The organism is Ohtaekwangia sp., assembly GCF_036568665.1.
In the GTDB taxonomy this organism is placed as follows: domain Bacteria; phylum Bacteroidota; class Bacteroidia; order Cytophagales; family Cyclobacteriaceae; genus Ohtaekwangia.
Genome location: NZ_DATCSD010000074.1, coordinates 1 through 14186, shown reverse-complemented (window position 1 = coordinate 14186; position 14186 = coordinate 1). Strand labels below are relative to the sequence as shown.

Annotated in this window: 14 protein-coding genes; 2 read left to right on the top strand and 12 right to left on the bottom strand. The window is 45.1% G+C overall.

Going from position 1 to position 14186, the window contains the following annotated elements:
- The 12 genes from VIN08_RS03920 to VIN08_RS03865 all read right to left on the bottom strand — a co-directional run.
- On the bottom strand, positions 1–537 hold a 537-nt coding region (locus VIN08_RS03920; protein WP_331960543.1), incomplete at its 3' end, for a Mur ligase domain-containing protein.
- Positions 534–1652: an undecaprenyldiphospho-muramoylpentapeptide beta-N-acetylglucosaminyltransferase gene (murG, locus tag VIN08_RS03915; RefSeq protein ID WP_331960540.1), complete on the bottom strand. Its 1119-nt coding sequence runs from the start codon at positions 1650–1652 to the stop codon at positions 534–536. The genes VIN08_RS03920 and murG, both read right to left, overlap by 4 nt.
- A gap of 26 nt (positions 1653–1678) precedes the next feature.
- Entirely contained in the window at positions 1679–2869 is a 1191-nt protein-coding gene (locus VIN08_RS03910; RefSeq protein WP_331960537.1) for an FtsW/RodA/SpoVE family cell cycle protein, read from the bottom strand.
- A 1-nt stretch (position 2870) separates the two neighbouring features.
- On the bottom strand, positions 2871–4229 hold the full coding sequence (gene murD, locus VIN08_RS03905; protein WP_331960534.1) for a UDP-N-acetylmuramoyl-L-alanine--D-glutamate ligase: 1359 nt from the start codon (positions 4227–4229) through the stop codon (positions 2871–2873).
- Complete coding sequence (gene mraY / locus VIN08_RS03900; RefSeq protein WP_331960531.1) at positions 4226–5455, bottom strand: phospho-N-acetylmuramoyl-pentapeptide-transferase; 1230 nt, start codon at positions 5453–5455, stop codon at positions 4226–4228. Before mraY ends, murD begins: the two co-directional genes overlap by 4 nt.
- Before the next feature lie 49 nt (positions 5456–5504).
- The gene (locus VIN08_RS03895; RefSeq protein WP_331960529.1) at positions 5505–6974 is read right to left on the bottom strand and encodes a UDP-N-acetylmuramoyl-L-alanyl-D-glutamate--2,6-diaminopimelate ligase; all 1470 of its coding nucleotides are present in this window, start codon (positions 6972–6974) and stop codon (positions 5505–5507) included.
- Between the two features lie 64 nt (positions 6975–7038).
- Positions 7039–9129 (bottom strand): penicillin-binding protein, encoded by a 2091-nt coding sequence (locus tag VIN08_RS03890; RefSeq protein ID WP_331960526.1) that lies wholly within the window; start codon positions 9127–9129, stop codon positions 7039–7041.
- The gene (locus tag VIN08_RS03885) at positions 9119–9535 is read right to left on the bottom strand and encodes an FtsL-like putative cell division protein (protein WP_331960523.1); all 417 of its coding nucleotides are present in this window, start codon (positions 9533–9535) and stop codon (positions 9119–9121) included. The genes VIN08_RS03890 and VIN08_RS03885 overlap by 11 nt, the downstream gene beginning before the upstream one ends.
- Positions 9536–9645: 110 nt before the next feature.
- Positions 9646–10596 (bottom strand): 16S rRNA (cytosine(1402)-N(4))-methyltransferase RsmH, encoded by a 951-nt coding sequence (gene rsmH / locus VIN08_RS03880; RefSeq protein WP_331960520.1) that lies wholly within the window; start codon positions 10594–10596, stop codon positions 9646–9648.
- The gene (locus tag VIN08_RS03875; protein WP_331960517.1) at positions 10593–10946 is read right to left on the bottom strand and encodes a four helix bundle protein; all 354 of its coding nucleotides are present in this window, start codon (positions 10944–10946) and stop codon (positions 10593–10595) included. Before VIN08_RS03875 ends, rsmH begins: the two co-directional genes overlap by 4 nt.
- Before the next feature lie 108 nt (positions 10947–11054).
- On the bottom strand, positions 11055–11498 hold the full coding sequence (gene mraZ / locus VIN08_RS03870; protein WP_331960514.1) for a division/cell wall cluster transcriptional repressor MraZ: 444 nt from the start codon (positions 11496–11498) through the stop codon (positions 11055–11057).
- 381 nt (positions 11499–11879) lie between these two features.
- Entirely contained in the window at positions 11880–12200 is a 321-nt protein-coding gene (locus tag VIN08_RS03865; RefSeq protein WP_331960511.1) for a hypothetical protein, read from the bottom strand.
- A 177-nt stretch (positions 12201–12377) separates the two neighbouring features.
- Between VIN08_RS03865 and VIN08_RS03860 the strand changes: the two genes are divergently transcribed.
- Both VIN08_RS03860 and VIN08_RS03855 read left to right on the top strand, forming a co-directional pair.
- Complete coding sequence (locus VIN08_RS03860; protein WP_331960508.1) at positions 12378–13088, top strand: response regulator transcription factor; 711 nt, start codon at positions 12378–12380, stop codon at positions 13086–13088.
- A partial coding sequence (locus VIN08_RS03855; RefSeq protein WP_331960506.1) for a sensor histidine kinase occupies positions 13085–14186 on the top strand: 1102 nt, incomplete at its 3' end. The genes VIN08_RS03860 and VIN08_RS03855, both read left to right, overlap by 4 nt.

Below are 14186 nucleotides of genomic sequence, written 5' to 3'. Positions count from 1 at the left end.
CGAACGATCAAACTCATCTGCTTCTACTACCACCAGTGTTTCCGGAGTAACATCGCCCTGCATTACCAGGTTGGAGTTATAGTTGGTCGTTATACCTCCAAGGAAACCCACCATGTTACGCCCCGCTACCTTCAGTATATGTGCCACCATGGATGACGTTGTAGTCTTGCCATGTGTACCGGCAACACCAATGGTTTTATACCCTTTCGTGATCAGCCCCAATACTTCAGAACGCTTCAGTATGGTATAGCCTTTCTCTTTCAGGTAATTATACTCTTTGTGATCTTTCGGTATAGCCGGAGTAAATACGACCAGCGTTTTCTCCTGCTGCTGCAATACTTCCGATGGTATATATTCCACACCATCATCGAAGTGTATCTTCATACCTTCTTTCTCCAGCTCCGTAGTAAGCGCAGTGGCGGTACGATCATAGCCGGAAACCTTCAGCCCCTTTTTCATAAACCAGCGTGCCAGCGCACTCATACCGATTCCGCCTATGCCGAGAAAGTATATATTATCGTATTGTTCGATCTTCACTTACGTACTCCAATTAATTTTTCAATTTCATTCACGATGTCGTCTGTAGCATTGGGCCTGGCCAGTTGCGCTATATTTGCGCGAAGCTTGCCCGCACGTCCTTCATCGAATAAAAGCTTCAACGCTTCTTCTACCAGTTTTACACCGGCTTCCTTATCGGTAATCATCAACGCGGCATCTTTCTCTACCAATGCCATGGCGTTTTTTGTCTGATGATCTTCCGCTACATTCGGAGACGGCACGAGTATACATGCCTTCTTGGCGATGCATAGCTCCGACACGGCCAATGCTCCGGAACGCGATATCACGATATCGGCAGCGGCATACGCCAGGTCCATCTCCTTTACAAAATCCTGTACGCGGATCTTGCGCAGATCATATTTACCTAACTGCGATTTATAGGTCTCGTAATATCCTTTACCGGTTTGCCAGATCATCTGGATCTTGGCATCCACGATCTTCTCCATCCCTGCCAGTATACTTTCGTTGATGGTGCGCGCGCCCAGGCTTCCGCCTATAATGAGCAGCGTTTTTACATTGCCATCAAAACCAAAGTGACTCAGCGCTTTCTCACGTTTCGATTCGGTGGAGAGTATATCTTTACGAACCGGGTTGCCGGTAAGAACAATTTTCTCTTTCGGAAAATATTTTTCCATGCCCTCGTAGGCTACACATACTTTACTCACTTTGCCCGCCACTTGTTTATTGGCAAGACCTGCGAATGAATTTTGTTCCTGTATAACCGAAGGTATACCTAAACGTGTAGCGGCCATCATTACCGGGCTGCTGGCATAACCACCGGTGCCTATTACAGCATGCGGCTTAAAGTGTTTTACAATGCTGCGCGCTCGCATAAGACTTGAAACCACTTTTACCGGGAACATCAGGTTAGAGAGTGTAAGCTTCCGCTGCAGGCCGCTGATCCACAAACCAACGATCTTATACCCGGCTTCCGGCACGCGTGTCATTTCCATTTTCCCCTGTGCACCGACAAAGAGTATATCTGCATCCGGGTAACGCTCGCGAAACGTATTCGCAATGGCTACTGCCGGAAATATATGTCCACCGGTACCTCCCCCGCTAATAATCAGTCTGTATGGTTCTGATGTTTTCAAGTATATCTATACTATATCTTCTACTGTTATGCAGCGACTTTCGCAGCCACATTCTTCGGTTCTTTTTGTTTCTCTTCTTTTTCTTCGCCACCGGTTTGTTGTTGCCAGTGCTGGTCCAGTTCACCACGGCTCACGCTTAACACGATGCCAATGGAGAGCCCGGTAAATACCATCGATGTACCTCCCATGGAGATGAGTGGTAAGGGTTGCCCTGTGATAGGCCCAAGCCCTACAACAACGCCCATATTTACCATCGCCTGACAAACCAGGTCGAAGCACAATCCTGCCGAGAGCAATCCGCCAAAGGCGCGCTCACTGTTATAGGATGCTTTCATGCCGCGATGCAACAACACGAGGTATAGCACCAGCACTACAATGCCGCCAATCATACCATACTCTTCAATCACAATAGCATACACAAAATCGGAGTATGGATGCGGAAGTATATTTCGTTCATCGCTGTTACCAGGACCTTTGCCCAGTACCCCTCCCGTTGCAACAGCAATGCGTGCATGCTGTGCCTGGAACGGAAGCTCTGTTCCTTTAATGAAGCTCTCGATACGATGCTTCGCAGTTTCTCCGCGCACACCAAACTTCACAGCAAGTGCTCCGAACAATACACCTACAAATACCAGCATGGCTAAATATTTAGTAGGCACACGACCGATGAACATGATGAGCATACAGGTGATGAGCAACAACACGGCTGTAGAAAGGTTGGTCAACGCGATCAACCCGCAGATCATGCCACACCAGAAGAGGATCGGTATAAGCGATTCTTTTATATCATCTATATTCTGCTGGCGCTTGGATAACATACTTGCCAGGTTTACAATCAAGGCAAGGCTGGCAAAATCCGAAGGCTGAAACGATCCAACGATCGGTATTGATATCCAGCGGGCAGCGTCATTCAAAGAAACACCATTGGTGAAAGTATATATCAGCAAAGGTATACTGATCCACAACGCGATCTTCGATATCCTGGAGTAATAGCGATAATCCACCCGGTGGGCAAACCACATGGCCGCAAGACCCGCCAATACTGTAAAAGTATGTTTGATCAAAATCCACTCCGGACTGATGGCGCGTTTATAGGCCAGCGTTCCGATAGAGCTATATACTACCAGTATGCTGATGGTTGACAACGCAAAGACTACTGCCCAGATGACTTTATCACCTTGCAGGTTTCTGTCGGCCCATTCTTTAATCTTTACCATACTATACCTCCGTTTCTTTCTTCAAGTCGAGTACTGCCTTTCTGAACTGATCTCCGCGGTCTTCGTAATTCTTAAAGAGATCAAAGCTTGCACAGGCAGGTGATAATAAAACTACATCGCCCTTATGTGCCACTTTCAACGCCATACGCACCAACTCGGTAACGCTTTGTGTTTCCTGTATCACCGGTACAACATCGCCAAACGCCTGCTTCAGTTTGTCGTTCTCTTTGCCGAGGCAGATCAATGCACGCGCTTTCTTACGCACATCTTCTTTAATGATGTTGTAATCATTTCCTTTATCTACACCACCGGCAATCCACACCAATGGTTTATCAAAACTTCCCAACGCATATACTACAGAATCTACATTGGTAGCTTTCGAGTCGTTCACAAACTCGACACCGTTGATCGTTGCTACCGACTCAAGTCTGTGCGGAGCATTCTTGAAAGTTTTTAGTCCTTCGTGAATTGCCTGCAGCTTTACTCCTGCCAGATACGCTGCCGAAACAGCAGCCATCGTGTTGATCAGGTTATGCGGACCTTTCAGCGTTGTTTCTGCCTGTGCGATAGCAAAACTTTCACCGTTCAGGTTGAAACGCATCTTCTCTCCATCGAAGTATGCCTGTGTGTTGGCATCGCTCTTTAATGATACCGGAAGTTGTGCCGGTATAATTTTCTTCTTTGCCAGCTCTCCTGCTATAACGGCATCTTCTCTATAGTATATAAAATGCTGCTGTGCATCCATGCGTTGTATTAACCGGAACTTTGAGTCTACATACTTCTGCATGGTATACTCGTAGCGATCCAGGTGATCGGGTGTGATGTTGAGCAGTATACCGATCTCTGGCTTGAACGTATCCGTTCCATCCAGTTGAAAACTGCTTACCTCCAGCACATACCAGTCGAATTTCTTTTCAGCAACCTGTCTTGCCAGACTAAACCCTACGTTACCGGCAAGTGCTACGGTATAGCCTGCCTGCACCAGTAAATGATACGTGAGCAACGTGGTAGTAGTCTTGCCATTTGTGCCGGTAATGGCAATGATCTTTCCTCCTTCTATATATCTTGACGCGAACTCGATCTCATCGATCACGGGTATATTTGCTGCTTTGATCTTTTTGATGATCGCTGCTTTATCTGGTATACCAGGGCTTTTAATAACAAGATCAGCGTTAAGTATAGCGGCTTCAGTATGTGTGCTGTCCTCAAAAGAAATTCCATAGCGTTGAAGGTCAGTTTTATATTTATCCTTGATCAGTCCCTGATCCGATACAAATACATCAAAACCTTTCTCCTTCGCGAGCAGCGCTGCGCCCGTTCCACTTTCTCCTGCACCCAATATCACTACGCGCTTCATCATCTCAATTTCAGCGTTGCCAAGGTTAGTATCGCTAATAAAATTCCTACGATCCAGAAGCGTGTTACTATTTTAGCTTCCGGTATATTTTTCTTCTGGTAGTGGTGATGCAGCGGAGACATCAGCAATATTCTCCGGCCTTCACCATATTTCTTCTTGGTATATTTAAAGTATGATACCTGTAGTATAACTGACAGATTCTCGATGAGAAATATACCGCACAGCACAGGGATCAACAGTTCCTTGCGCACCGCCAATGCCAGCACCGCTATAACTCCGCCCAGTGTAAGACTACCTGTATCGCCCATGAATACCTGTGCGGGGTAAGCATTATACCAGAGGAAGCCAAGACATGCGCCTACAAACGCTGTACAGAAAATTACCAGCTCTGCCAGGTTGGGTATATACATGATGTTGAGGTAACTACTAAAGTCTATACGACCGGAGAGATACGCGAGTATCGCGAGCGTGAGCCCTATAATTCCCGATGTACCGGCCGCGAGTCCATCTATACCATCCGTTATATTAGCACCGTTTGATACTGCTGTGATAATTACAATGACCACCAGCACGTAGATCACCCAGGTATATTTCTCCGGAACGAAGGGCAATATCTTGCCATAGTCCAGTTCGTTGTTCTTGAGGAACGGCACCGTAGTTTTGGTAGACTTCACATCTTTATACTCGATCTTCGATTCAAGGTCTTGCTGGAAGCTGTTCACTTCAATACTTGCCAATGAAGCAGGGCTTACCTCACGCACCACTACATATTGATTGAAATATAGGGTTAGTCCTACGATCAACCCCAGGCCTACCTGTCCTACAATCTTGAATTTACCGGCAAGACCTTCTTTATTCTTACGGAATACTTTTATATAGTCGTCCAGGAAACCGATAATGCCCAGCCAGCACGTTGCAATTACCAGCAGCGCTACATATACATTGTCGAGCTTGGCAAACAACAACGTAGGTATAAGAATAGCTGCAATGATGATGAGCCCACCCATGGTAGGTGTACCTTTCTTCTGCATCTGTCCTTCCAGACCGAGGTCGCGGATATCTTCTCCCACCTGTTTACGTCTCAGGTAATTGATCAGGTTCTTCCCGAAGGTGATCGTGATCAAGAGCGAAAGAAATGCCGCCATCCCTGCACGGAAGGATATATACTGGAACACACCCGTTCCGGGAATGTCCAATGAATTAAGATAATCGAATAAATAATACAGCATCTCTACTACAGTTATATATACCGGTATATCTGCTTGCGCAGGTTACCGCCTATTCTTCGCTACTAAATAATTTCAGCATCCGTTCTACTACTTCACGATCATCGAAGGGATACTTTACTCCTTTGATCTCCTGGTAATCCTCATGACCTTTTCCGGCTATAAGCACGATGTCATTTTCTTTCGCAATCATGCAAGCTGTTTTTATAGCTTCTTCGCGATCGGCAATTACCAGCGTCTTGCGTGCTTCAGTAGGTGTTACGCCCGTTTGCATCTCGCGGATGATCTCCATCGGATCTTCATCTCTCGGGTTATCGGAAGTCAACACTACTTTATCACTCAGTCTGCAGGCGATCGATGCCATCAGCGGTCGCTTGGTCTTATCACGATTACCACCACAGCCCACTACGGTAATTACTTGTTCATTACCGGTTCTGAACTGTGCTATAGTTTCCAACACATTTTTCAATGCATCGGGTGTATGTGCATAATCTACGATCGCTGTGATCTTCGATCCGGGCAGCACAAGTTCAAATCTTCCGGGTGCACCGCGCAATGACGACAACTGCGTTAACACTTCATCTGCATCTTCGCCCAGCAATACTGCTGCGCCATATACTCCAAGAAGATTATAAGCATTGAAGTCACCAATCATTTTAAACCATACATTCTTGCCACCGATCTCTACTTCCAGTCCTTCAATGGAATTGGTAATAATCTTCCCTTTGAAGTCTACCATCTTCTTCAGGCCAAAAGTATATTTCGTTGCTTTTGTATTCTGCAGCATGACCATGCCGCGTTTATCATCAGCATTTACCAGGGCAAAAGCATCGGGCGGAAGCTCATCAAAGTATTTTTTCTTCGCTTTGATATAGTTCTCGAACGTTTTGTGATAATCGAGGTGGTCGTGCGTGATGTTGGTGAAGATCGCTCCGGCAAACTTCAGTCCTGCTATACGCTCCTGGTCTACAGCATGCGAGCTTACTTCCATAAACACATGCGAGCAGCCTTGTTCCACCATATCTTTCAACAACTCGTTGAGCTGAATAGGATCGGGTGTGGTGTGGGTAGCATGAATCACTTTATCAATGATGCGATTCTCTACCGTAGAGATCAGCCCTACAGCATATCCCAGCTTGGTAAAGAGTTGATACAGTAGCGTAGCCGTTGTGGTCTTGCCATTGGTGCCTGTTACTCCTGTCAATTTTACCTTTGCTGAAGGATTGTCATAAAAATTAGAAGCAATTATACCCAGCGCCTGTGCACTGTCTTTCACGGTTACATACGTAACTGTTTCATCGATCATTTCGGGTAATTTCTCACACACAACCGAAGCGGCACCTAAGGCTATAGCTTTTGCTATATAATCATGCCCGTCTGATACAGTACCTTTTACCGCCACAAACAAAAAGCCTGGCTTTGCTTTGCGCGAATCAAAGCAAATTCCGGTTACAGCCTGGTTCATGTTACCATAGCTGGATGTGAGGGAAACTTTATATACTATATCTTTTAACTCGGCCACGTTCTGGTTGTATACTTCTACTTTATTTTATCCACAATTTTTATTCACAATTCCACATTTGCGCCTAGCCCAACCGTATGTATATACGATCGCCTTTGCCTACACGCGCACCGGGGTTTATCGACTGTTGTTCCACTCGTCCTTTACCTTCATAGTATACGTTCAAACCTGCTTTCTCCAGCAGGTAGATCGCATCACGGAAAGTCATACCTTTTACATCGGGCACAACGCCTTTACCTTCTATAGCTTTCTTCCAGTTTACTCCATTACCAGCACGTGATGAACGCACCCACTCTTCTTCCGTAAGAGAGTGGTTAGATATACCTAGTTCGTTGCACAGCATAGAAAGCTCTTCCTGTTTGCCCGCACGGATCACCGGAAGTACATCTGTCTTGGTAAATTTCTTTACATCCATCGGATGATGCAGGTTTATATCACGTGCATATATATTATCGGCAATCTCTTTAAACACCGGTGCTGCCACGTTGCTACCATACTGATACCAGCCACGCGGATTTTTGATCAGCACGATAGCGCTATATTTCGGCTCGTGTGCCGGGAAGTATCCTACAAAGGATGTAACATACTTCTTGGTATAGCGACCGTTCTCCAGTATCTGTGCGGTTCCTGTTTTACCGGCTATACGGTAGTGTGTTCCTTTTATATTCTTCGCTGTTCCATTCTCTACTACACCTTCCAGCAACAGTTTGAGTTGATCGAGTGTTTTACCGGAACAGATCTTGCCGTTGATTACTTCGGTTGCAAAAGTCTCTTCGTCTTCGTCCGCACGTTTAATCGCTTTTACAAAAATAGGCTTGATCATTTCGCCATCATTCGCCACAGCATTATAGAGCGCCAGTGTATGCAGCGGTGTAATTTCAAAACCATATCCGTACGCCATCCATGGTAAACTGATACCGCTCCATCCTTTCTGCCCCGGACGTTTTATTTTCGGTGTAGGCTCTCCTACCAACTGTACACCCAGTGGCTGCGATAACTTGAGGCGATCTACATAGTCTACAAACTTCTGCGGACGCAAACCGAAATGTTTATCTACCAGTTTCGCCATTGCTACGTTGGAAGAATGCTCGAATGCTTCTTTGATCGTTACCGTACCCAGTCCGTGATCTTCGTGATCGCGCACCGTTTTGTTATAGAAAGTATATTCACCGTTGCCTACATCTATACTATCGGACAGCTCTATGTTGGTATCTTCCAGCAGGGCGATCATCGTTACCAGTTTGAAGGTTGAACCCGGCTCGAACAAACGACCTGCAGCAAAGTTGAACTTCTCAAAAAAGTTACCGTGACCATCGGTGCTCAGGTTGGATATAGCTTTTATCTCACCGGTCTTTACTTCCATTACTGCTACAAGACCATCGTCAGCATCGTGCTGCAGCATGGCTTTGTGTAACGCTGTTTCCGCTACATCTTGCAGGTTTATATCTAAAGTTGTTTGAAGATCAAGTCCATCAACAGCCTTTACATTGTTCGCATCATATACCGGCTTCCACACACCACCCGCTAATTTTTGATAGTATGCATAACCATCCTGACCACCGAGTTGCTTATTGAAGCTATATTCCAATCCGGCACCGGTTTCATTTTCATTTACAAAACCGATGGTTCTTCTGCTCAAATTGGAGAAGGGGCGATAGCGCACATCGATCTTTTCGAATATAGCACCACCGCGTAGTCTTCCTTCGCGGAAGATCGGCCACGCCATCATGGTCTTCTTATCCTGGTAGTCGATCTGCTTTCTGCTGAGGATAATATACTTTCGGTGCGAGTTGCGCGCATCGATCAGTAAGCGTTTATACTCTGTGCGTGATTTGTCTTTAAAGAAATTAGATAAACAAATGGCCAGTGAGTCTACACCTTTACTAAACACTTCGTCTTTCGGAAGCGAAGCATCGAATGCTATTTTATAGAATGGCAAAGAAGTAGCCAGCAGACTTCCATTGTCTGAGTATATATTTCCGCGCGTAGCTTTTACACGTTTGTAGTCGAAAGAAATACGTTCGCCCATCTTGGCCCACTTCTCTCCCTCTACAAACTGAATGTGCCCTGTCTTGATCACCACCGCGATGGCAAACAGAACCACAAACAGAAATGCAATGCGTACCCGTAATAATATGGACTTCTTAATATTCACCTTTCTCTACTACTATTTTATATGGAGGTGTTAAACTTTCCTTTAATCCAAAATCTTTTACTTTTCGTGCCACCTCCGATTGCTTGCTGGCAAACATGAGGTCAGACTTTAATGTTGTATAGTCAGCGCGCATATCTTCTACCTCTGCCTGTATAGCGTTGATATCGCGAACTGTTTTTTCAGCATAGTGTGTATTGCTGATATAGAGTATCGCCAGCACCAGCACAAAGATTATCTTCGGCAGGTATTGCACCGGAAAACCTTCTTCAAAGTAACTCTCCAGCTTCAGGCGCTTCTCTATACCTGAGAACATACTATCGCCACCACCACTTGTTGTACTTTCAACAGGAGGAGTGTTGGATGTGTTCTCCGGCTTGCCGGCTTTTATTTTGAATTTGTTCTCCACGTTCCTAATCAGTTAACCGTTATTCGTTAATCGTTATCCATTAATCATTATTCGTTAGTGTTACCCTCAACTGTAGTTACGGATAACGTGTAACTATTAACGGATAACGATTAACGCTTAACATCTTCCAGCCTCTCTGCCACCCGCAGCTTTGCGCTTCGTGCCCGGCTGTTCTCTTTGATCTCTTCTTCCGAAGCTTCAATCGGCTTGCGATATACTGCTTCGAAAGGTTTGATCTCGTTACCAAAAAAATCTTTGTCTACTTCACCAAAGACTTTTCCTTTGTTGATGTAGTTCTTTACCATTCTGTCTTCCAGTGAGTGATACGACATCACTACCAGTCGGCCTCCGGTCTCCATCACTTCGCCACACTGGTGCAAAAAATTTTCGAGCGCCTTCATCTCCGCATTCACTTCGATGCGTAACGCCTGAAACACCTGGGCGAAATATTTGTTCTCTTTTCCACGCGGGGCTACACTTTGCAGTGCTGCCTTCAGATCTTCTGTGCGTGCAAAAGGTTTGTTAACACGTTGTTGTGTAATGAGCCGGGCTGCTGTGCGCGCGTTCTTCAACTCTCCATATATACCGAAGAGTTTATGCAACTGATCTTCCGGATATTCATTCAATACACCTGCGGCAGTGAGCGATATACTCTGATCCATTCGCATATCGAGCGGTCCGTCAAAACGGGTTGAAAAACCACGCTGCGGAGAATCGATCTGGTGTGAAGAAATTCCGAGATCGGCCAGTATACCATTCACTTTGGTTACACCGTGTAACTTCAGGTACTTTTTCATATACATGAAGTTGGCCTGACAAAATGTAAAAGAACGACTCGTTATCTTCTCTGCTTCTTTTCTCGCATCATCATCCTGATCAAAAGCGATCAGTCTTCCATCTTTGATGTGCTTCAGTATAGCAGCACTATGTCCACCGCCACCGAAGGTTACATCTATATATATACCATCGGGAGCTATATTCAAATTTTCAATACACTCCGTCAGCATAACAGGCTTGTGGTAGCTGCCAGCCCCGAGCTGCGAGCTTCGAGCGGTGCTCATTCTCCAATCTTTTGAATGAAACTCTGAAGCATTTTTTGCTCCTCATCCAACAAATCAAGCAATGAACTTCTCAGCGCTTTATCTCCAATTTCAAGCATATCTATAATCAGCACTTGTGTTTCCAATTCGTATGTTGAGCCAAGTGATATCTCCAGATAATTTTTATAATCCTTCTTACTTGACTTCGCACTACCCTCTGCTATATTCGAAGGAATTGAAACGGAACATCTTGTAACCTGACTCCTCAAACCAAACTTCTCTTCAATTGGTAATTGTGCCGCCAGCCTATATGTTGCCAGCACTATATCCATTCCCTTCTGCCAAATCTTTAGTTTCTTATAATTCTTCATAGCACAACGGTAACTATATATTTATACAACTATCTCAAAGCTCGAAGCTCACAGCTCGAGGCTTGAAAAAGATTTTCTAATTCAAAAGCAGTGTTCATAGCATTACCGCTACTCACCTAAATACTTCTGCGCCAGCTCAGACAATTCACTTGGGTCTTGGATCAGGTGCTTCTCGTATAGAGTCGGATTCCATACTTCTACTTTGTTCCCCATGCCGACCAGGATTACGTCCTTGTCGATCTGGGCATGCGCCAGGTATTTTTTCGGAATCAGGATCCGACCGTTGTTGTCCATTTCGACTTCGGTTGTTCCTGCGAAAAAACTGCGCTGTAGTGGTACAGCCTCCTTATTAAACTCATTCAATCCCGAAATTTTCGAGAAGACCTTGTTGAACTCCACCATCGGGTAGATTATGAGGCAAGGATCGAGCGACTTACGGATCATCAGCACATTGCCTTCGTTCTCAGGCAATTGCGCCTTGATCCGCGCAGGCAGCACCAGGCGACCTTTCGCATCAAGTTTACTCTCATATTCACTGGTGAAGAAAGTCATAGACGTGTAGTGGTTGTCTTTTTCTCCTAAGCAAACATAGGTAATTTTAAACCACTTTCAACCACTTTGACCCACTTTTTTCCATTTTACCCGAAAAAAGCACATTTTCAGCCCTTTAAAAGTCGATTTTGAAGTTTTTTCACTTCGCAGGAATAGAAGAAAAAGGCCGATAGGACGCTATTTTGAGCGAAACGTCTTTGTGCGTGGTGTAAAGTGGGAGGATATGGAAGCTTTTGCTCACTTGATTCTGCCAACGGAACGTCTAGGCGAAAAAGAGCGATATGTATAAAAAACGAAAAAGCCACATGAAAGAATTTCACGTGGCTTTACCTAACCTAACCCCTCAAATCGACTCACCCTGTGACCTAAACAGGGATATCTTTAATCCTGCGGATTACTTTTTTCATATTGCATACGGGCAGCACCTTTGGAAATAATCCATGACGGATATCCTGGCATCGTTACTGTCCCCGCCGGCTGTGGTTTTCTGTTCAACCGCTGCACACCTTTCGATACATTCAGGGCGAGATCGCCTGTAGTAATTCTGGCAGGTATATATTTCACATTTCTATACTGCATCCGTTGAACGTCTTTTGAAATAGTCCAGTAAGGGTAACTATCGCTTTTGGTTTTTACATCCTGAGCGTTTACAGCCAGTGTTGCACCAGCGACTAACAGCATGAGAATACCGAGCTTTTTCATATAGCATTGTATGTTTGTTTCTGATACAATTTTACGGTCTGAACCTGCCTAACGATATTAGGATTCACTTACAGCAGAATTAGATTTCTATTAGGGGATTAGAAACTTGTTAGAATGGAATTATATATACGGATATTGCTTGCCTTAGTAGGCAGAAACCGTTTATAATGCTTAACCATGAGACTATTGATTGTAGAAGATGAAACAAAGGTCGCGGAAGTATTGAAGCGCGGACTAACGGAAGCAGGCTATGAAGCCGATGTTGCTTTTGATGGACAGATCGGCCTGCGACTGGCCAAGAGTGGAAATTATGATCTGATTTTGCTGGATATAAATTTACCGTTGCTCAACGGCCTGGAGCTTTGTAAACAACTGCGTGAGAAAGATGAGATAACACCGGTATTGATGCTCACCGCATTGGGCATGAGCGATGATATAGTTGCCGGCCTTGATGCAGGCGCTGATGATTACCTGCCCAAACCTTTCCGATTCAACGAACTATATGCGCGCATCAAAGCGCTTACGCGCAGAAAGAAAATACTGGTGGCCAACAATCATCAGCCTGACAATAATATTGCACAGGATATTTTTATACTGGGCGATCTGGAAATAGACTTTGATGCACGCGATGTAAAGCGCGCGGGTAAATCCATTCAGCTTACCGCAAAGGAATATGCCTTGCTGGAATACCTGGCGAACAATGCCGGCAAGGTTCGTTCGCGACTGGAGATTGCCGAATCGGTATGGGGACTTAACTTTGAAACAGGCACCAATTTTATCGATGTATATATTAACTATCTTCGTAACAAAGTCGATAAGCCTTTTACACCCAAGCTCATTCATACCGTAACAGGCTTTGGGTATATTTTAAAACTTCCCGATGCGTGAAAATACGTCAGCGACTTGCCCTCCGCTTCATGATTGTGAGTGCACTGGTAACAGGTGCTATCTTGATGTTTATATACTTCTTCACACGCGGTTTTGTTCATGCTGATTTTATCGATCGTCTTACACAACAGTCAAGCCTGGAAGTATTGCATTATGCTACACCCCAGGTGCGCGATGTAATGCCCTCCGGTACATTTAACCTGGTGAATCCTTCCATCTCTATTTTCTCTCCGGAAGGTAATTTATTGCATCGCCGGGGCGATTATATAATACCGAAAACATGGATCACGTTTTTGAAAGACAACGATCTGTTCAATGCCGAACGCGGAGTATATACTACCGTGGGAAGAAAACACGTGGTGAACAACGAACTATATTTAGTATTTGTATCCGACAAAGATCTTCCGGGCGAACGTGAACTCGATTTCCTGCTCAATGCTATTATCGCAGGCTGGACCATCAGCCTAGTGCTCTCCTATCTTACCGGGCTATATTTTTCCGGCAACGCGCTGCTGCCGGTAAAGCGTGTTGTAGAAGATGTAAATCATATTACACAAGATAACCTGAGCTATAGGCTCAAGATGAGTAAAGACAATTCATCCATTGATGAGATCGATGAACTCATTCTCACATTCAATGCGCTGCTGACACGGATCGAACGCGCCTTTATTACGCAGCGAAGATTTGTGCAGAATGCTTCGCATGAATTAAAGACTCCGCTCACAGCAATCATGGCAGAAGTAGAGTTGGCACTTACGCGTAATCGCTCGCAGGAAGAATACCAACGAACACTGGAAGTTGTATTACAGGAAACCGAACGACTCGCTAACACAACGCAGGAGCTGCTGACGCTGGCACGCCTGGAAGAAAGAGCCAGTAATACCGAACTGGATACTATTGATATTACCGATGTGCTGGAGCGAACGCTTGCCGCATTCAGTCTGCATCATCCCGACCGCGAAGTAATCCGAAATATACCCAAAGGGCCGATCTATATACAGGGTAACGCACAGCTTTTGCAAACTGCGTTTCTGAATATACTCGACAACGCCAATAAATATTCTACCGATAAAATTCCGGTATCGCTTACCCGTACGG